This window comes from Litoreibacter meonggei, assembly GCF_003663885.1.
GTDB classification, from domain to species: Bacteria; Pseudomonadota; Alphaproteobacteria; order Rhodobacterales; family Rhodobacteraceae; genus Litoreibacter; species Litoreibacter meonggei.
Genome location: NZ_RCCE01000004.1, coordinates 256,405 through 274,969 on the forward strand (window position 1 = coordinate 256,405; position 18,565 = coordinate 274,969).

The window sequence follows — 18,565 nt, forward strand, 5'->3', positions numbered from 1 at the left end:
CGCTGAATGCTTAAATCTCCGGCAATGCGGTAAAGTCTGGGATAACTATTATGGCCGAGAGCGTCAAAGATCAGGTGGTTGCCATCATCGCCGAACAGGCGATTTTGGAAGTGGCAGACATTAACATGGACGCTACTCTAGAAGACCTGGGGATCGATAGCCTTGGGCTGGTCGAGAGCATTTTCGCAATTGAGGAAGCGTTCGATATTTCCGTCCCCTTCAATGCGAATGACCCATCTGCCAGCGAATTCGACATCTCCAGCGTGACTTCTATCATCGGTGCCGTCGAAAACCTCGTCGCGGAGCAAAAGGGCTAGTGCATAGGGTTGTCATAACGGGGCAGGGCACGATCAACGCTCTGGGTGCCGATGTGGCGCAGACGCTTGATGCCTTCAAAGCCGGGCGTTGCGGCATCGGTGAGTTGGATATTCGCGACGTTGACCGATTAGCTATCCGCATTGGCGGGCAAGTTAAGAATTACGATCCGAATGCGGAGTTCAACCGACAGCAGATCTCCCTCTATGACCGCTTTACGCAGTTTTCCTTGCTTGCCGCGCGTGAAGCCATTGCGCAATCCGGCCTGACATTCTCCGACCAACTGGCCGCGCAGGCCGGTGTCGTGTTGGGCACCGCTGGTGGTGGAATGAACACCCAAGACGAAAATTACCGCGCCGTCTACGAAGATGGAAAAAACCGCGTCCACCCGTTCGTGGTGCCTAAACTGATGAACAACGCAGCCGCTGCGCATCTTTCTATGCAGTACAACTTGAAAGGTCCGTCCTTTACCGTCGCCACGGCCTGTGCCTCGTCAAATCATGCTATGGGGTTGGCGTTTCAGTTCGTCCGATCTGGAATGACCAAAGCGATGGTCACGGGGGGCTCCGAGTCCATGTTGTGTTTTGGCGGGGTGAAGGCGTGGGAGGGTCTGCGGGTCATGTCCAAGGACGCCTGCCGTCCGTTCTCTGCGAACCGCAACGGTATGGTACAGGGCGAGGGCGCAGCGATTTTCGTCTTCGAGGAGTATGAACACGCCAAGGCTCGTGGCGCCGTTATACTGGCCGAGGTCATTGGGTTCGCCATGTCGTCCGACGCGGCCGACATTGTCATGCCCTCCAAACAGGGTGCTGCGCGGGCCATATCGGGCGCGCTAATCGATGCGGGGCTGAACGCGTCTGATGTGGGCTACATCAACGCCCATGGCACTGGCACAGCGGCGAATGACAAAACCGAATGCGCGGCAGTGGCTGACGTGTTCGGCGCACATGCGGATCGCTTGATGATGTCGTCTACCAAGTCGATGCATGGCCACGTGATCGGGGGAACAGGGGCGATCGAGCTGCTGGCCTGCATCATGGCGCTGCGCGAAGGGGTCGTGGCCCCGACGATCAACTATGACGAGCCGGACCCAGAATGCGCGCTTGATGTCGTGCCCAATGAAGCACGTGACGCCCCAGTTAACGTCGCCCTGTCCAACGCCTTCGCATTTGGTGGAATGAACGCCGTTCTCGCCCTGCGCAAAGCTAGCTGAGCGGGCGGGCGGCCTGCGCGCCGCGTTCGCGGTACGGCGTGGTGTCGTAATGTGCGCGGTAGCATTTCGAGAAATGCGACGGGGAGGCAAAGCCGCAGGCCAGCGCCACGTTGATTACGCTCATATCGGTTTGCATCAGCAGGTTGCGCGCCTTCTGGAGACGGATCTCCATATAGTAGCGTTTGGGAGAGCGGTTCAGATACCGGCGGAACAATCGCTCCAGCTGGCGTGTGGACATGCCGACCTCTTTGGCCAGCAGCGACGGGCTGATCGGCTCCTCTACATTCACTTCCATCATCTGAATGACGCGGCTCAGCTTCGGGTGGCGGACGCCGATCCGTGTCGGAATGGACAGGCGCTGTTGATCCTGATCCGTGCGGATCGAGGAGTAAATCTGTTGGTCCGCGACCATGCTGGCAACGTCCTCGCCCAAATCCGACGCGATGATTTTCAGCATCAGGTCAATGGACGAGGTGCCGCCCGCAGTTGTCATACGGTTGCCGTCGACGACAAACACCGATTTGGTCAATTCGACGTCTTCGAACTCTTCGGTAAAGCTATCCTGATTTTCCCAATGGATCGTCGCACGTTTGCCGTCCAATAGCCCCGCGCGGGCCAGCGCGTAGGGCGCGGTGCACAACGCCCCTATGACAACGCCGCGTCGGGCTTCGCGGCGTATCCAGTTCAACAGGCGCTTGGTCGTGGCCTCTTGTACATGGGTCCCGCCGCATAAAATAATCGTGTCGTCGCGCAAGACTTCGACAAGATCCATATCCAGCTTGTAGCTGATGCCTGACGAACAGGAAATGGTGTCGCCACCTTCACCGGCCAGCACCCATTCGTAACTGTCTGGCACCATACGGTTTGCGATGCGCAGCGCGTCAACCGCGCCGGCGAAACTCAACATGGTGAAGTTTTCCATCAGGACAAAGACATAGCGACGTGTCTTGTGCTGTTCCGGCGGAGCCGAGCCCGGTTTGTTAGTGTGAGCCACGCAGCGGACCTCCCAATCCAGATGCCTCTATCGAAGAGGGTAGAAAGCGACCTGCATTATGTCGATTTCGCAACTCAAGCCATAGCTGAGTTTTCGACATTGGCAAGCCCTTCAGTGTGAGGTTATACACAGGTCTCAATACTGGTAACGCTATCATAGATGGAGCATAAGACCATGGCACAGGCTTGGACTAAGTCGGACTGGCGCAACAAACCACGCGTGCAGATGCCCGATTATTTGGACTCAGACGCCCTTGGGGCTGTCGAGGCCCAACTTGCCAAGTATCCACCACTGGTCTTTGCAGGCGAGGCGCGGAAGCTGAAATCGTCGCTGGCCGCTGTCTCGCGCGGGGAAGCGTTCTTGCTGCAAGGCGGCGACTGCGCCGAGAGCTTTGCCGAGTTCTCCGCCGACACCATCCGCGACACGTTCAAAGTCATGCTGCAAATGGCGATGGTCCTGACCTATGGCGCCAAGGTGCCTGTGGTCAAAGTCGGCCGCATGGCGGGGCAATTCGCCAAGCCACGCTCGGCCCCGACAGAAGTGAAGGATGGCGTGGAGCTGCCAAGCTACCGCGGCGACATCATCAACGAGTTGGACTTCACACCTGAAGCCCGTATCCCGAACGCCAGCAAGATGCTGCAAGCCTACACACAAGCCGCCGCGTCCCTGAACCTGCTGCGTGCATTCTCGACAGGTGGGTACGCCGACGTGCATCAGGTCCATGCTTGGACATTGGGCTTCACCGAGGGCGAGAAGGCCGCCAAATACCGCGAGATGGCAAACAACATCTCCGCCGCGCTGGACTTCATGAAGGCCGCTGGTGTGACGCAGGAAACGGCTCATACTTTGCAATCGGTCGACTTCTACGTCTCCCACGAGGCATTGTTGCTGGAGTATGAAGAGGCGCTTTGCCGGATCGACAGCACCTCTGGCCTTCCGGTTGCTGGCTCTGGCCACATGATCTGGATCGGTGACCGTACCCGTCAGCCTGACGGGGCACATGTCGAATTTGCGCGCGGTGTTCAGAACCCGATCGGGTTGAAATGCGGCCCGACGACAACGCCGGAAGACCTCAAGGTTCTGATGAACAAGCTGAACCCTGAGAATGAAGCTGGTCGTCTGACGTTGATCGCACGCTTCGGCGCAGGCAATGTGGGCGAGCACCTGCCGCGCCTGATCAAAACCGTGAAGGAAGAGGGGGCCAACGTCGTTTGGACCTGTGATCCGATGCACGGCAACACGATCAAATCGTCGACCGGCTACAAAACGCGGCCATTCGAATCCGTGCTGCGCGAAGTACGTGAGTTCTTCGCAATCCACGCATCCGAAAGCACCATCCCCGGTGGCGTGCATTTCGAGATGACCGGCAAGGATGTGACGGAATGCACCGGCGGTGTCCGTGCAGTCACAGACGAGGACCTGTCGGATAGGTACCACACAGCCTGCGACCCACGCCTGAATGCCTCCCAATCTTTGGAACTGGCGTTCTTGGTGTCAGAGGAGCTGTCGTCTTTGCGTGAAGCAAGAGAACGCGCAGCGGGTTAACGGCCTTTTTCCAAAAGTCTAAGAAGCCGGGCCACTGTGTCCGGCTTTTTTATGCGTCCGGAGTGTCGGTCACGACCAGCCTGAGTTGCGGTCGCGGCTCTGCGTCAAACGCTTCTTGCGGCTCCGCAAATCCGGCGCGCAGCGGTGCGGGTACAGCTGGCATCTCGTCAGCCTCGAACTCACGTGTTTGCTTGCCATTGATAAGGCTGGTGACACGTGTTTCCAGCACTCGAAAACGCCGAGGTGCAAGACCGACAACACCTTCGGTTGTGAAGCACCCGATCGCACGATCAATCGTGCCACCGTCGCTCTTGAGTGGCAGGATCAACAGACGCGCACGCAGACATGTCCCATTCGTATCTTCGGAGATCATCACGCATTCATGAATTTCCGGCTGCGTGAACACCCGCTCCAGCATCGCGGAAAAACGGGCGCGGCTGGTCGGGGAAATGAACGACCGCAACGGCATACCACGAACCTCCATCCCCATCAGGTCACATAGATGCATTCCCGCAAGGCGGAAGCGGATCGCGCCGGGTTGAAGGCGCTCAAGGATGAAGCCGTACTCCAGTGCGCCCGTAATCTCGCGCGGATCAATCTCGGACCGCAGGGGAACCAATCGCCCGCCACGCAGGCTTTCCCAGTAGCCGCGCATCTCGCCGATTGCGGATATGTCTCGTTTGGCTTGATGTTGCCAAAGCGAAACGATCTCGGCGCTTGGCGATGTGGTGTTTTGGTGTTGCGTCATCTGTCTACCCCAGCAGCGGTCTGCGACATGGCCCCCCGGCCACATGGCACACCTGTACCTTTCATTCACGTCGGTTGCGGTTGACCTCGCGGCTTGCTACCCCGAAGTTGCTAATGATTACCGTTGTCTTAATATGGCATGAACGATGCCCAAAGTGGGTTTCTAAAGTGTTAATAGGTTAACCCGCTATGATCCGATCCATGACTGCCTTCGCGTCTGAAACCGGCCGTGCCGAACAAACGGCATGGGTTCTTGAGATGAGGGGAGTGAATGCCAAGGGGCTCGATATTCGTCTGCGGCTACCTGAACGGCTAATGCCACAAGAACAAGCGATCCGTGCAAAGATCGCGAAGGCGTTCTCTCGCGGCAATATAGGTGTCACCCTGCGGCTTGAAGATGATGCCACCGCCAGTCCTGTCCAATTGGATGAACATGTTCTTGAAAGCTATATCCTCGCCGCGATCCGTGTGCGGACGATGGCCAAGAACAAGGGATTGAAGCTCTCAGAGGCCAGTGCACCGGACTACCTTGGGATTCGTGGCGTGATGCGTAGCGATACCGACAATGGGCCGCTACCCGAGGCAGAGATCATGCAGAGCCTAGACACTGCGATCGCAGGTTTCTCTGCAATGCGCGCGTCAGAAGGTGCTGCGCTCGATGGGGTGTTGCGCCAGCAACTGGCACAGATCGCTGACCTCACGGCGGAGGCTGCGCAATTGGCCGACGCCCGTAGGGATCAGGTCGCCACAAACCTGAAAGCAAACCTGACGCGTATCATGGACAATGTGGACGGTGCGGATCCCGACCGTGTCGCGCAGGAATTGGCCTTACTGGCGGTCAAAGCTGATGTGTCGGAAGAGATCGACCGACTGACTGCGCATGTCGCTGCTGCCAGAGCTTTGCTGGATGCTGATGGCCCCGTAGGCCGCAAGCTCGACTTCTTGATGCAGGAATTCAACCGCGAGGCGAATACCTTGTGTTCCAAGTCAGGCTCGCCGGAGCTGACGCGGGTGGGCCTTGACCTCAAAGCCCTGATCGACCAGATGCGTGAACAAGTTCAAAACGTGGAGTAGCCATGACAGCCCGGCGCGGAATTCTGATCATCCTTTCGTCGCCCTCCGGGGCCGGAAAATCCACGCTGGCAGGGCGTTTGATGAAGTGGGACGATAGCTTGTCCTTTTCCGTCTCTGCCACCACCCGCGCCCCCCGTGAGGGGGAGCAAGATGGTCGCGAGTATTTCTTCCGCTCCCATGATGACTTCCGCCAGATGGTGGCTGACGACGAAATGCTGGAACATGCTGAGGTGTTCGACAATCTCTATGGCTCTCCCAAAGGCCCGGTTGAAGACGCAATTAGTGAAGGGCGGGACGTTATCTTCGACATCGACTGGCAGGGCGGACAGCAAGTGCGCAACTCCGGTCTGGCTGAAGACGTGGTTTCGATCTTCATCCTGCCGCCTTCCATCATCGAGCTTGAGAAACGTCTGAGGTCCCGTGCGCAGGACAGTGACGAGGTTATCGCAGCCCGTATGCAGAAAAGCCGCGACGAGATTAGCCATTGGGCTGAGTATGATTACTGTCTGATCAACCATGACATCGACGAGGCCGAGCAGGAGCTTCGAGCAATCCTAACAGCAGAGCGGTTAAAGCGGTCGCGCCAGCCCGGGCTGATGACATTGGTGCGCGAACTCAACGAACAATATGAGGCTCGTAAATGACCCAGTACTCGCTTGACGGAGTATCGCCGCAACTGCCCGATGGCGACGACTTCTGGATTGCACCCGATGCGAACCTGATCGGTGACATCCTGATCGAAGATGCGGCATCTGTCTGGTTCGGCTCTACACTGCGTGGGGATAACGAACGGATCACTGTTGGGCGGGGCTCCAACATTCAGGAAAACTGCGTGTTGCACACGGATATGGGATTCCCATTGGTTATCGGTGCGAATTGCACCATCGGTCACAAGGCCATGCTGCACGGTTGCACTATCGGCGAGGGTTCTTTGATCGGTATGGGGGCCACGGTGTTGAATGGCGCGCAAATCGGCAAGGGCTGCCTGATTGGGGCAGGTGCATTGATCACAGAGGGCAAGGTAATCCCCGACGGCTCTCTGGTGATGGGGTCACCGGGCAAGGTCGTGCGGGAATTGGACGCTCAGGCGCAGCAGGGCCTCGTCAGCTCGGCGCTTGGCTATCAGGCGAACATGCGCCGCTTCCGTGCTGGTTTGAAGCCTGCCTAGATCTCGTATCGCAAGGACGCGGCGCTATCTGAATGCCCTGCCAGCGCAGTTTTCCCAAGCTGGGCCAAGGTATCGCGCAGCAGTATGAACTGGACATGCGCGGGCTGGAATTCGGACGTGTCCGGCATGTTGCTGCTCAGGAGGTTCCAGGGAGCGGGGTCGAACCGGATTTTGCTGCCATAGGCCTGCATCTGCCATCGCCCGCGGTCGCACCTCAAAACGATCTTACCGCCAGCGGGTAGGGCTGCTTCCAAACACAGCACCGCCAGAAACGCGATCTTGGCCTCGATCCGGCTGACATCCGATGTCGGCTCCCATATGACCTGAATACGCCCGTTGCCATAACAATCACCAAGCAGCTTTACGATATCACCACGCGCCATACGTTGCCCGTCACTGGCCACGCCAAAGGCCAGTCGGAACAGCCGCACGCGGGCATTGGCGTTTGCGATGCTCTCTTCGATCAGGCTAAGTTCAGGGGATGGCGGAAGGCCCGACATCATCAATAGTTCCATGCCATTGCTGATTGCGCCAATTGGGCTAATAAGGTCATGGCAGATGCGCGACGCCAATAAAGACGCGGTGTCTTTCAGGCCAGTCGGATTTGGAACTGTATCAGCGAGGTTAGGGCGAGCTTTGTCGGACAATATGAACTCCTTGTTGGAACCTGGAATGCTGGTACGCAATCCTGCCGAGCCCGAATGGGGCCTTGGACAAGTTCAATCTAACATAAACGGTAAATTAACAGTTAATTTTGAGAATATGGGCAAGATGACTCTGGAAAGTGCCAATATTGCCCTGACCTTGCAATTCGACACTAAACATACTGGCTCATGAAGCACGCAAACCCGCAGTTTGAAACCCGTCTTGCCAAAGACGAAGCCGACCTGCGGGCGTCGCAACATTTGCGATACCAAGTTTTCGTCAAGGAATTGGGCGGTGACGGCGACGCGGTTGATCATGACGCTCAACTGGAACGCGATGCGTTCGATCCCTATTTCGACCATTTGATTTTGCTGGATCATGCGCGCCCCAAATGCGTCGGGCAGGTGGTCGGCGTTTACCGCTTGTTGCGATGTGACGCGTTGCACGCTGGCATGTCATTCTACAGCGACAGCGAATATGACCTCCGCCCGCTCAAAACCAGTGGTCGTCGTCTGCTAGAGCTGGGGCGGTCCTGCGTACACCCTGACTATCGTGGTAGTGCTGCGATGTTCCATCTGTGGCAGGGGCTTTCCAACTACATCGACACCCATCAGATCGAGGTTCTGTTCGGTGTGGCATCTTTTCATGGCACGGATGTCAATGCGGTGGCTCAATCCTTGTCGCATCTGTATAACGCCCATCTTGCGCCTCCTGAGTTGCGACCTCGCTCACGGGTGCATCAAGGGATGGACCTTGTCGCGCCAGACAAGATTGATCGCCCGAAGGCGATGAAAGACACGCCAGCGCTTATCAAAGCCTATTTAAGGCTTGGTGGTATGGTCGGTGACGGTGCGTTTATTGATCATGATTTCAACACCATAGACGTTTGTTTGGTGATGGACACCGCGCGACTGTCCCAAAAGCACCGCGACCTCTATTCTCGTGGTCGCGATAGCAGAGGCAACGCGTGAGCAGCACGTGGGACAGCGGTGACGAGCCGCCGCATCGGCGCATTGGGCCTCTCGGTTGGCTTAGGATCGTCCTGCGCGGAGTGCCGTTGGCGATACTTGTCTTTGGCGGTCTGGCCATATTGCTGCTTGTGCGCCTTGTCGAGCGTCCGGTCCACGGCTTCCACCGCCCTTGGACGCCGCATATCACACGTTTGGTGTGTCGGGCCGCGCTTTTTCTGACGGGCATCAAGTTTCGCTCGGAAGGCGCGCCGATGACCAAGCGGGGCGCAGTGGTGGCAAACCATTGCAGTTGGCTGGACATCTTCGCGCTCAACGCGCGCAAACGGGTGTATTTTGTGTCCAAATCCGAGGTGGCCAATTGGCCCGGCATTGGCTGGCTGGCACGGTCAACTGGAACCGTGTTCATCGACCGCGACCCGCGGCAGGCACGCGCTCAGAAGGAGTTGTTCGAGAAACGGCTGCTGGCAGGACACAAGCTGTTGTTCTTTCCTGAAGGTACAAGTTCGGATGGCATTAGAATATTGCCATTTAAATCAACGCTCTTTGCGGCGTTCTTCACGCCAGAATTAAAAGATGCGCTGTATGTGCAGCCTGTCACCTTGTCTTACCAACCGCCAGAAGAAGCTGACCCGCGGACATATGGCTGGTGGGGTGATATGGATTTCGCGCCACACCTGTTGCGGACCTTAGCTACATCGCCTCAAGGTGCAGTTACGGTGACCTATCACGACCCACTTAGAGTGTCCGAGTTCAGCGGTCGTAAGGACCTCGCGGCCGCGTGTGAAAAGATCGTCCGCTCGGGTCTGAAACTCAGCCCAGAGGCGCAAGCAAAGCTTTCAACGCAGCGCTAGGGTCGTCTTCGCGCCAAATCTCTTCGCCAATGGCAAAGAAATCGGTGTAGGGGGCCAACCGCTCGATAGCCGCGATATTGACCGCACCTTCCGCCACGATGGGCAGTTCGATCATTTGCGACCACCATTCAAACGCCTCGGTCTCGGCAATTTGGCCGTCGCCCAAGACAGTTTCACCAATCGGGCCAAGGGACACATAGTCAGCGCCACTTTCTCCGGCACTCATGCCTTCGTGGCGCGACGGACCACAGAACGCACCGATCACCGCGTCTGGTCCGATTTCCTTGCGCACATAGCGCACCGAGCGGGCACCATCCAGCAGGTGAACCCCATCAAGGCCCAGCCGCTCGACCAGCAGGAAATGGCTGTCGATCACCAAGGGAATGTCACGGGCATGCGCTTGTTCACGGATCAGATCAGCGGCGCGCGCGATCTTGTCTTCGTCCTTGGTGGCAAGGCTCAGACGCAGGCACGCGATCTCGCAGGAATCCAGTACACGCGATAGGGTGTCCGGAAAGCTTGACAGCTCGAATTCGGGCGGGGTGATCAGGTAAACCTGTGGGGTTTCCGGGCCCTCTTGGGCAGTGTCGTTCTGGGCCATGGTGGTCTCCGCCGTTGTTTGGCCCGTCATAGCGGGGGCTGCGGGCGCTCACAAGGGTGTTGCGGGGCAGCGCGCGCAGCCCTAAACCCTGCTTCACCCATAGATAGAGGCCACATGTCCGGTACCGACCATCAATCCCAAGCCCCATGGGGCGGCGCGCAACCCACCGTTGTGCTGATAGCACCGCAAATGGGAGAGAATATCGGCTCTGCCGCGCGCGCCATGTGGAACTTCGAGTTGCAACGGATGCGGCTGGTCACCCCGCGCGATGGCTGGCCGAACCCTGCCGCTGTGGCCACGGCTTCGGGCGCGTCGCGCGTTCTGGATCATGTGAGGGTCTTCGACAGCACAGCAGACGCATTGGCCGACATGGACTATGTTTTCGCGACCACCGCGCGGTCCCGCGACCTGACCAAACCGGTGATGACACCAGAGCGCGCGATGGAGCATGCACGGGCGATGACTGCCGCAGGCAAGCAGGTGGGCATCATGTTCGGGCCAGAGCGGGCAGGCTTGGAGAATGTCGATATCGCGCAGGCCAATGCGCTGATCTCAGTTCCGGTTAACCCCGGTTTTGCGTCGCTGAACCTTGCGCAATGCGTGTTGTTGGTGGCCTATGAATGGCGCCGCCAAACGGGCGAGGACGCGCCGGAGGTGGTGGAGATGGCCGGAACGGAATTCGCCACACAAGTTGAAGTGGAGAAGCTCTACGAGCATTTCGTTCAACGGCTCGACACGGCGAAATTCTTCTACCCTGATCACAAAGCAGATTCCATGCGGCTCAACCTGCGCAACATGCTGTCACGCCTGCCGATGACGCAGGCCGATATCCAGACGTTCCACGGAATGCTGCGACAGTTTGTGCGGTGGAAAGAACGCGGCGATTGACTTGTCGGGCTGGGCCTTGCGGCCTAGGTTGATGGCGAACTAACGAGGCACGACATGGCAGGCAAACGCAGCATTTTCGAAGAGGTCGAAACGGCCGAAAAACCCACCGCCCAACCCGGCGCAATTGACCGCGCTGCGAGCCGTGGCAACCGGCGCGGGATACGCGCTTGGCTGATGGTGCTGTTCGCGATGGTTGTGGTGATGATCGCGGTCGGCGGACTGACCCGCCTGACCGATAGCGGCTTGTCCATCACCGAGTGGAAACCGGTGACGGGTGCCATGCCGCCCATGTCGGAAGCCGCATGGGAGGCGGAGCTGGAGAAGTACCGCGCGATCCCGGAATACCAGTTGCAAAACAAGGGCATGAGCCTGTCCGAGTTCAAAACGATCTATTGGTGGGAATGGGGCCATCGCCAGCTTGGGCGGGTGATCGGGTTGGTTTGGGCCGTGGGCTTCTTCTGGTTCCTGTTGCGCAGCCAAATCCCCACAGGTTGGACGGGCCGTTTGGTCGGGATCGGAGCGCTTGGCGGGCTTCAGGGTGCGATTGGCTGGTGGATGGTGTCCTCCGGCCTGACGGGGGAGATGCTGGATGTCGCGTCATACCGGCTTGCCACGCATCTGGGGTTGGCCTTTGTCATCCTTGGCCTGATCGCGTGGTATGTTTTCATGCTGGGGCGCACGGATGCCGAACTGATGCAGGCCCGCCGGTCGGGGTCCTCCACGCTCACAAAACTTACCAGCTGGCTTGTTTCCGTTGCCTATTTGCAGATCATCGTCGGCGCGTTGGTCGCGGGTATCGACGCGGGGCGCACCTATACGGACTGGCCTTTGATGGCCGGAGACGTCTTTCCGACGCTGGCTTTCGAATACAGCCCTGTATGGCGGAACTTCTTCGAGAGCGAGGCGCTGGTGCAATTCAACCACCGCACGCTGGGCTACATCCTGTTCCTGCTGGGCATGTTCATCTGGTGGCGTTCGCGCGGCGCGGCCAACCGTGCGGTGAAACAGGCTTTTGACTGGGTCGCCGTGATGATGTTCGGCCAGCTGGTCTTGGGTATCGGGACGGTTCTGTATGCGGCCCCTTGGCATCTGGCGATCATCCACCAGCTTGGTGCGGTGGTCCTGATTTGCCTGATCCTGCGGGCTCGGTTCCTGAGCCGCTATCCCCCCGTACAATCTGTAAGGACTTAAATCTATGTCAGCTTATGAAGACCTGATGGCTTACGACCGCACAACGCAGGCCCTTGCCTCGGTCGCGGGTCGGACGGGGTGGGATCAGGAAACGGTGATGCCTGCGGGCGCCGCAGAGCTGCGTTCCGAGGAAATGGCAGCGCTAGAAGCCGTCCTGCATGCACGGCGCACGGATGGGCGGATCGGGGATTGGCTGGCGAAGGCCGAAGCGCCAGACGAGACCGGTGCGGCGATCCTGCGGGAGTTAAAGCGCTCCTACATGCGCAACACCAAGGTACCCGAGAAACTTGCCACCGACATCGCGCGTCATACCTCTGCGGGGCAGGGGATATGGGCCAAGGCGCGGGCCGAGGATGATTTTGAAAGCTTCACGCCGACACTTAGCCGGATGATAGATTTGAAGCGCGAGGAGGCAGCCTGCCTTGCAAGCGGCAGCGACCTCTATGACGCGTTACTGGACGATTACGAGCCCGGCATGACCGGCGCAGAACTGCAGGGCCTGTTTAATCGCATGCGCCCGCGTTTGGTTGATCTGCGCGCCCGTGTCCTTTCGGCGGAGGCCCCTGCGCCACTGGACCACGCGTTTGACGAGGTGGGGCAGATGGCCCTGTCCACCAAACTGGCGGAGACCTTCGGATATGACCTGACTCGTGGACGGATCGACAAGGCGGTGCATCCGTTCTCCAGCGGCTCCGGCACCGATGTGCGGATCACCACACGCACCAGTCCGCGCGATCCGTTCAACTGCTTTTACTCCACGATCCACGAGGTGGGTCACGCCTGTTACGAGCAAGGGGTACGGGCCGACTATGCGCTGACGCCGCTTGGGGCTGGCGTGTCGATGGGCGTGCACGAGAGCCAGTCGCGGATTTACGAGAACCAGCTGGGCCGCTCGCGCGCATTTACAGGATGGCTCTACGGGCAGATGCGGGACCAGTTCGGCGACTTCGGGGTTGCGGATGAGGAGGCGTTCTATGTCGTGGTAAACCGTGTGGGGTCTGGCTACATCCGGACCGAGGCCGACGAGGTGCATTATAACCTGCACGTGATGTTGCGCTTTGATCTGGAGCGGCAGTTGATTTCCGGCGCATTGGACGTCGTGGATTTGGAAGATGCGTGGAATGCGCGGTTTGAAGCTGATTTCGGCGTTTCTGTCGACAAACCGTCAAACGGCGTTCTGCAAGATGTGCATTGGTCGTTTGGCCTGTTCGGCTATTTCCCGACCTATAGCTTGGGCAATGTCTATGCGGGGTGTCTGTATGCGTCTTTGCGCGAGGCGGTTCCATCGGTCGATCGGGACTTGTCTTGTGGGGATACATCCGCGGCAACGGCGTGGTTGAAGGACAGCTTGCAACAACATGGCGGGCTGCGCGCACCGCGGGACACCATCGAATATGCCTGTGGGTTTGCGCCGACAGAGGAGCCTTTGCTGGCGTATCTCGAAGACAAATTCGGCACGATTTACGGCGTCTGAGGGAGCCTCCGGCGGAGGTATTTTTGAAGCAATGATAGGAGATGCCGCGCCTGATTGGAGGCGCGGCATTTGTTTATTCGGCGGCGATTTTGATGACGGGCTCCATGCGGGCCAAGATGTCATCCGCGAGGTGGCATTTGACTTGATGGCCTTCCGCCAAGGTCCGTACCGGTGGTACGTCTTTTTCGCATAGCCCGCCCGGCACCTGATCCTTCCAGCGGCAGCGCGTCTGGAACGGACATCCGGGGGGTGGGTTCATGGCCGATGGAATGTCGCCTTCTAGCACTATATGCTGTTTTTCGACCGAGGTATCCGCGATAGGGACAGCCGAGAGCAGCGCTTCGGTATAGGGGTGATAGGGCGGCTGGAAGACCTGATCCGTCGAGCCCAATTCTACCACATGGCCAAGATACATGACCATAACGCGGTCGGCGAGATAGCGGACAATGCTCAGGTCGTGTGAGATGAAGAGCAGCGTGGTCTTGTTCTCGCGCTGGATTTCCATCAGCAGGTCGGTGACCGCCGCTTGAACCGACACGTCGAGGGCGGAGACAGGCTCGTCTGCGACCACGATCTTGGCGTCACCGGCAAAGGCGCGGGCGATGCCGACCCGTTGCTTCTGGCCTCCGGACAATTGTCGCGGCATGCGGGTGGCAAACTCGCGGGGCAGTTTTACGAGGTCCAGAAGTTCCAGCATGCGTGTCTCGCGGGCGGCCTCGGTGTCGCCGATGCCGAAGATTTCCAGCGCCCGAATGATCTGACGCCCGACAGTCATCGACGGGTTCAGCGTATCGAACGGGTTTTGGAACACCATCTGCACGTTTGAGATTGTTTTGGTGTCGCGGCCCTCGATCGGAATATCCTGAATTTCATTGCCATGAAGTGAGATTGTACCCTCGGTGGCCGTCTCCAACCCCATCAGAACTTTGGCGAAGGTTGACTTGCCGCAGCCGGATTCCCCCACGATTGCAAGGGTTTCCGACTCGCGGGCCTCGAAGCTAAGGGTTTCGTTGGCCTTCACCACCTTCTTGTTCGCTCCGCCGAACAAGGCTGAGGCGGCGACCTCGTAATACTTCTTGAGGTTGTCCATCTTCAGGACGACTTCGCCGGGTTCGGGTTTCTCGGTTTGCGCCCCGATTTCAATCGGTGCGTTCCAATCGATTTCTTCGATGCGCAGGCAGCGGGAGCCGTGGCGGTCGTTGCCTTTGATTTTCTGCATCCGAAGGTCGCCCTGATCGCAAAGACCCTCTTTAAAATAGTCGCAGCGGGGGCCGAAGTTGCAGCCGTTTGGGCGTTCATGGGGCAGGGGGAAGTTGCCGGGGATGGCGACCAGCGGGCGCGAGTTTTTGTCGGCGCCCGGAAGCGGGATCGAGCGGAACAGCGCCTGTGTATACGGGTGCTGCATGTCGTCGAACACGTCCTCGATGGAGCCGGTTTCCACCGCCTCGCCGGAATACATCACGCAGATGCGGTCGCAGGTTTCCAAGACCAGCCCGAGGTTGTGCGAGATGAACAGCATGGACGTGCCGTATTTCTTGCCAAGGTCCTTGACCAGTTCGACCACGGCGGCCTCCACGGTCACGTCGAGCGCGGTCGTCGGCTCGTCGAGGATCAGCAGAGAAGGCTTTGACATCAAGGCCATAGCGATCACGATGCGCTGCTGCTGGCCACCGGACAATTGGTGCGGGAAGGAGTTTAGGATACGTTTGGGGTCGGGGAGTTTGACGTCTGTGACCACCTCCAACGCGCGCTCATAGGCTTCCTTTTCGGAGGTGCCGAAATGGATCATCGGCACTTCCATCAGCTGCTTACCGATGCGCATGGCGGGGTTCAGAGACGCCATGGGTTCTTGGTAGATCATGGCAATCTCGGAGCCGCGGATGTTGCGCAATTCCTCCGGACTCATCTGGCCAAGGTCTTGCCCTTTGAACTTGATGGACCCCCCGACCACGCGGCCGTTGACCCCCAGATCCTGCATGACCCCGAGGGCCACCGTGGACTTGCCGCAACCGGACTCGCCCACAAGGCCCATGGCCTCGCCGGGCTGCACAGTGCAGGAGAAATCCATCACGGCGGGGATCTCGCGAAGGCGGGTAAAAAAGGAAATCGACAATTGGTCAATCTCTAGGATCGGGCCGGAATAGGTCTCTGCGTCAGCCATTTTTGCGGCCTCCCTGAGTTGGTTTTTTCGGCTCTGGAAGCCGGTCGGCAAAGCGTCGGCATTGCGTCGGATTTCTGTCGGGCATGATATCAGTCCTTCAGGGATTCTTCGCGCAGCCCGTCGGCCAGCAGGTTCAACCCCAGAACGAGGCTCATCAAAGCGATGGCAGGTACGATCGCGGGATGCGGATAGATGCTGAGCAAGCGTCGCCCTGCGTTGATCGTCGTCCCCCAGTCGGGGCTTTCCGACGACAACCCGAGGCCAAAGAAGCCCAAGGTGCCCAGCAGGATGATGGTATAGCCGATGCGCAGACAGAAATCGACGATCAGCGGGCCGCGTGCGTTAGGCAAGATTTCCCACAGCATGATGTACCACGGGCCTTCACCGCGGGTTTGCCCTGCCGCCACGTAGTCACGGGTTTTGATATCGAGAACCAAGCCGCGCACAATCCGGAACACGGTGGGGGAGTTCACGAAGACCACCGAGACGAACACGATCAGCACGCCGCCATCAATGGAGATCAGCCCGAACGGGTCTGCATCCCACGCCATGCCAAGATAGACGTATCCACCGATCAGGATGGTCAGCCCGACATAGAGGTTCCGTTTTGAGGGCTGGGTAAAGTAGCGCGAATCGAACAGCACCACGAGAAACACCAGCGGGAACAGGAACAGGATCGAGGCGAGGATTGTTGGCACGCGCCAGATATAATCCGTTCCGGGTATCGGGATGCCGGCGGCGCGGATTTCCGGTGTGACAAGCAAGAAGAACAGCAAGATCACAGGGAAGGCCAAAACGAGGTTCGCCATGAAGCTGATGATTGTGTCCAGCTTGCCGCCGAAATAGCCCGCAGGCAGCCCCAGCGTGATGCCGACCATGAAGGCGAACAAGGTGGCCGCCGGTGCGATGACCAACACAACCTGAGAGCCTTTGACCATGCGCGAGAACACGTCACGCGCAAGGTTGTCGCCGCCAAGCAGGTAGTGGGTGTAATCGCCCTCTGCCGCGCCACGCAGCGGAGTGCCGGGAAGTTTGTTCTTCATGCCGGAGACCTGACCCAGCGGATCATGGGTGATGATCAGGTCCATAGCCACGAAGATCGCGGTGAAGACCCAGAACATCACAATGGCAAAGCCGAACATGCCGATGGGGCTGTCGAAGAGTTTGCCGTAAAGGCCCAGCTTGCGCTTGTAGGTGATCGACAGGAAGAACGTCACGGCGAGTGCTATCCAAACGGGCAGGAAGCGGACGCCCAGCTCGCCTAGGATACCAGCGGTGCCGTAGGGCGTCACGATGCCTGCGAGCAGGTAGATTATGCCGAGCCCCAATGTGGCGACGGCGGTCGGTAGGATGAACCGCGCCAAGGATTCAGAATGCGGCGCACTCATAACCATTCCGCCAGAGGTGGTGCTGAACGCAGCTTGTACGTTCTCGTAAGCACTGACCAGCAAGTAGCCGGCCACGGCGAGGATCAGTCCCAACACAGCAAGTGCGAAGAGAGGGTTCAAAAGGGTGCCTAGCGCACCAGTCCAAGTGAGCGGCTCCATTATGAAATCCTAATGCGTGGGTTGAGGAAAACGTAGCCGATATCAGAGATCAACTGCGTCACGAGGACGACCACCACAGCGACGACGGAGCCGCCGAGCAGAAGGTCGATATCGTTGTTCGAGGCCGCTTGAACCAGCATCCAGCCGAAGCCTTTGTAGTTGAACAAGGTCTCGGTGATGACGACGCCGGTCAACAGGTACGGGAATTGCAGCATGATGACGGTAAACGGTGCGATCAAGGCGTTCCGCAAGGCGTGCTTGATGACGATGTTGCCAAAGCTGACACCTTTAAGCCGCGCGGTGCGGACATATTGCGCGGTCATGACCTCGGCCATGGAGGCGCGGGTCATGCGGGCGACATAGCCGACCCCGTAGAGCGCGATGGTCGCGACGGGCAGGGTAATATTGGCCCATGTGAAGTCCTCCATCGCGGAGGTGGCGGAGCCTTTGAACCATTTCAGGCCGAAGGCGGAGGAGGCGAACACGGCGATGAAGATCACACCGGAGACATATTCGGGCGTCGCAGAAGACGCGATGGAGAAGGTGGACAATGTTCGATCCATCCGGCTGCCTTCGCGCATCCCTGCAAGGACGCCGATAATCAGGGCCGCGGGGATCATCACGGCGAAAGCCAGCAGAGCGAGCCATCCGGTCAGCCCCAAGCGTTTCGCGATAATGGAACCTGCGTCATCCTTGAAGACAGACGAATACCCCCATTCACCTTGAAGCACGCCACAATAGCGCGGGGCCGTCTCGGCGGTGTTGACGCCTTCGCGGATGCACTTGCCGGTGGTCACGCCCTCATCATTGGTGGTGACATGGTTCGGCAACACACCCAGCCAGCGCCCGTATTTGACGGGCAAGGGGGCCATGTAGCCCTCTCGGGTCAGGTAGCTGACCACGGCCTCGTCGGACATGCGGAAGTTGCCTTGGGTTTTGGCGAGCTTTTCAAGGTTGGGGTAAAGATTCGTCATGAAGAACACGATGAAGGTCAGGCAAAAGGCCGTCAGCAGCATCACGCCTACACGTCGTAGGATGAACATTCCCATGTGATTGGGGTCCCTGTTTGTTTGGCCGCGACATGTGCACCCTTATGGACGTCTGGAGCCAAGGCAGTCCTGGCAGCGCGGTTATTGAGGAAGAAAAGGGCCGCACCCGAAGATGCGGCCCTGACCTGAAG

At 58.7% G+C, this 18,565-nt stretch carries 19 protein-coding genes; 12 read left to right on the plus strand and 7 right to left on the minus strand.

The features are described from left to right. The first annotated feature begins 50 nt into the window (after positions 1-50). Both BCF46_RS13205 and BCF46_RS13210 read left to right on the plus strand, forming a co-directional pair. On the plus strand, positions 51-317 hold the full coding sequence (locus BCF46_RS13205) for an acyl carrier protein (protein WP_121024998.1): 267 nt from the start codon (positions 51-53) through the stop codon (positions 315-317). After that, entirely contained in the window at positions 317-1,528 is a 1,212-nt protein-coding gene (locus BCF46_RS13210; RefSeq protein ID WP_121025000.1) for a beta-ketoacyl-[acyl-carrier-protein] synthase family protein, read from the plus strand. The genes BCF46_RS13205 and BCF46_RS13210 overlap by 1 nt, the downstream gene beginning before the upstream one ends. Here BCF46_RS13210 and BCF46_RS13215 read toward each other — a convergent pair. Further along, the gene (locus tag BCF46_RS13215; protein ID WP_121025002.1) at positions 1,521-2,522 is read right to left on the minus strand and encodes a GlxA family transcriptional regulator; all 1,002 of its coding nucleotides are present in this window, start codon (positions 2,520-2,522) and stop codon (positions 1,521-1,523) included. The genes BCF46_RS13210 and BCF46_RS13215 overlap by 8 nt on opposite strands. Positions 2,523-2,696: 174 nt before the next feature. On the opposite strand from BCF46_RS13215, the gene BCF46_RS13220 reads away from it, so the two are divergent. Continuing rightward, the gene (locus BCF46_RS13220; protein WP_121025004.1) at positions 2,697-4,067 is read left to right on the plus strand and encodes a class II 3-deoxy-7-phosphoheptulonate synthase; all 1,371 of its coding nucleotides are present in this window, start codon (positions 2,697-2,699) and stop codon (positions 4,065-4,067) included. A 49-nt stretch (positions 4,068-4,116) separates the two neighbouring features. Here the strand turns inward: BCF46_RS13220 and BCF46_RS13225 are convergent, their stop codons facing one another. Next, entirely contained in the window at positions 4,117-4,815 is a 699-nt protein-coding gene (locus BCF46_RS13225; RefSeq protein WP_170157938.1) for a PAS domain-containing protein, read from the minus strand. A 200-nt stretch (positions 4,816-5,015) separates the two neighbouring features. On the opposite strand from BCF46_RS13225, the gene BCF46_RS13230 reads away from it, so the two are divergent. The 3 genes from BCF46_RS13230 to BCF46_RS13240 are packed head-to-tail and all read left to right on the plus strand — an operon-like array spanning position 5,016 to position 7,056. Beyond that, positions 5,016-5,888, plus strand: coding sequence for a YicC/YloC family endoribonuclease (locus BCF46_RS13230; RefSeq protein ID WP_245990131.1), 873 nt, complete (start codon positions 5,016-5,018; stop codon positions 5,886-5,888). A 2-nt stretch (positions 5,889-5,890) separates the two neighbouring features. Continuing rightward, positions 5,891-6,532 (plus strand): guanylate kinase, encoded by a 642-nt coding sequence (gene gmk / locus BCF46_RS13235; protein ID WP_121025010.1) that lies wholly within the window; start codon positions 5,891-5,893, stop codon positions 6,530-6,532. After that, positions 6,529-7,056: a gamma carbonic anhydrase family protein gene (locus BCF46_RS13240; protein WP_121025012.1), complete on the plus strand. Its 528-nt coding sequence runs from the start codon at positions 6,529-6,531 to the stop codon at positions 7,054-7,056. Before gmk ends, BCF46_RS13240 begins: the two co-directional genes overlap by 4 nt. Here the strand turns inward: BCF46_RS13240 and BCF46_RS13245 are convergent. Then, entirely contained in the window at positions 7,053-7,703 is a 651-nt protein-coding gene (locus BCF46_RS13245) for a histidine phosphotransferase family protein (RefSeq protein ID WP_147435997.1), read from the minus strand. The two genes, BCF46_RS13240 and BCF46_RS13245, sit on opposite strands and share 4 nt — an antisense overlap. Before the next feature lies 1 nt (position 7,704). On the opposite strand from BCF46_RS13245, the gene BCF46_RS13250 reads away from it, so the two are divergent. The 3 genes from BCF46_RS13250 to olsA are packed head-to-tail and all read left to right on the plus strand — an operon-like array spanning position 7,705 to position 9,523. Continuing rightward, positions 7,705-7,893 carry a DUF3553 domain-containing protein gene (locus BCF46_RS13250; protein ID WP_121025419.1) on the plus strand — a complete coding sequence of 63 codons (189 nt, stop codon included), beginning with the start codon at positions 7,705-7,707 and terminating at the stop codon, positions 7,891-7,893. Next, positions 7,890-8,672, plus strand: coding sequence for an L-ornithine N(alpha)-acyltransferase (gene olsB / locus BCF46_RS13255; protein WP_121025016.1), 783 nt, complete (start codon positions 7,890-7,892; stop codon positions 8,670-8,672). The genes BCF46_RS13250 and olsB overlap by 4 nt, the downstream gene beginning before the upstream one ends. Continuing rightward, on the plus strand, positions 8,669-9,523 hold the full coding sequence (gene olsA / locus BCF46_RS13260) for a lyso-ornithine lipid O-acyltransferase (RefSeq protein ID WP_121025018.1): 855 nt from the start codon (positions 8,669-8,671) through the stop codon (positions 9,521-9,523). Before olsB ends, olsA begins: the two co-directional genes overlap by 4 nt. Here olsA and BCF46_RS13265 read toward each other — a convergent pair. Next, on the minus strand, positions 9,483-10,124 hold the full coding sequence (locus BCF46_RS13265) for a thiamine phosphate synthase (RefSeq protein ID WP_121025020.1): 642 nt from the start codon (positions 10,122-10,124) through the stop codon (positions 9,483-9,485). The two genes, olsA and BCF46_RS13265, sit on opposite strands and share 41 nt — an antisense overlap. A gap of 114 nt (positions 10,125-10,238) precedes the next feature. Here BCF46_RS13265 and BCF46_RS13270 point away from each other — a divergent pair, with 114 nt between their 5' ends. From BCF46_RS13270 to BCF46_RS13280, 3 genes are read left to right on the plus strand one after another with little or no spacing between them, the layout of a single operon-like run. Next, positions 10,239-11,012 (plus strand): RNA methyltransferase, encoded by a 774-nt coding sequence (locus BCF46_RS13270; protein WP_121025022.1) that lies wholly within the window; start codon positions 10,239-10,241, stop codon positions 11,010-11,012. A gap of 54 nt (positions 11,013-11,066) precedes the next feature. After that, on the plus strand, positions 11,067-12,203 hold the full coding sequence (gene ctaA / locus BCF46_RS13275; RefSeq protein ID WP_121025024.1) for a heme A synthase: 1,137 nt from the start codon (positions 11,067-11,069) through the stop codon (positions 12,201-12,203). A 4-nt stretch (positions 12,204-12,207) separates the two neighbouring features. Then, positions 12,208-13,677, plus strand: a complete 1,470-nt coding sequence (locus tag BCF46_RS13280; protein ID WP_121025026.1) for a carboxypeptidase M32 — start codon at positions 12,208-12,210, stop codon at positions 13,675-13,677. 73 nt (positions 13,678-13,750) lie between these two features. Here BCF46_RS13280 and BCF46_RS13285 read toward each other — a convergent pair whose 3' ends face one another. From BCF46_RS13285 to BCF46_RS13295, 3 genes are all read right to left on the minus strand, one after another. Further along, positions 13,751-15,838, minus strand: a complete 2,088-nt coding sequence (locus tag BCF46_RS13285) for a dipeptide ABC transporter ATP-binding protein (RefSeq protein WP_121025028.1) — start codon at positions 15,836-15,838, stop codon at positions 13,751-13,753. Between the two features lie 89 nt (positions 15,839-15,927). After that, a complete protein-coding gene (locus BCF46_RS13290; protein WP_121025030.1) occupies positions 15,928-17,385 on the minus strand; it encodes an ABC transporter permease in 1,458 nt (485 codons plus the stop codon). Then, a complete protein-coding gene (locus tag BCF46_RS13295) occupies positions 17,385-18,434 on the minus strand; it encodes an ABC transporter permease (RefSeq protein ID WP_121025032.1) in 1,050 nt (349 codons plus the stop codon). The genes BCF46_RS13290 and BCF46_RS13295 overlap by 1 nt, the downstream gene beginning before the upstream one ends. Between the last annotated feature and the right edge of the window lie 131 nt (positions 18,435-18,565).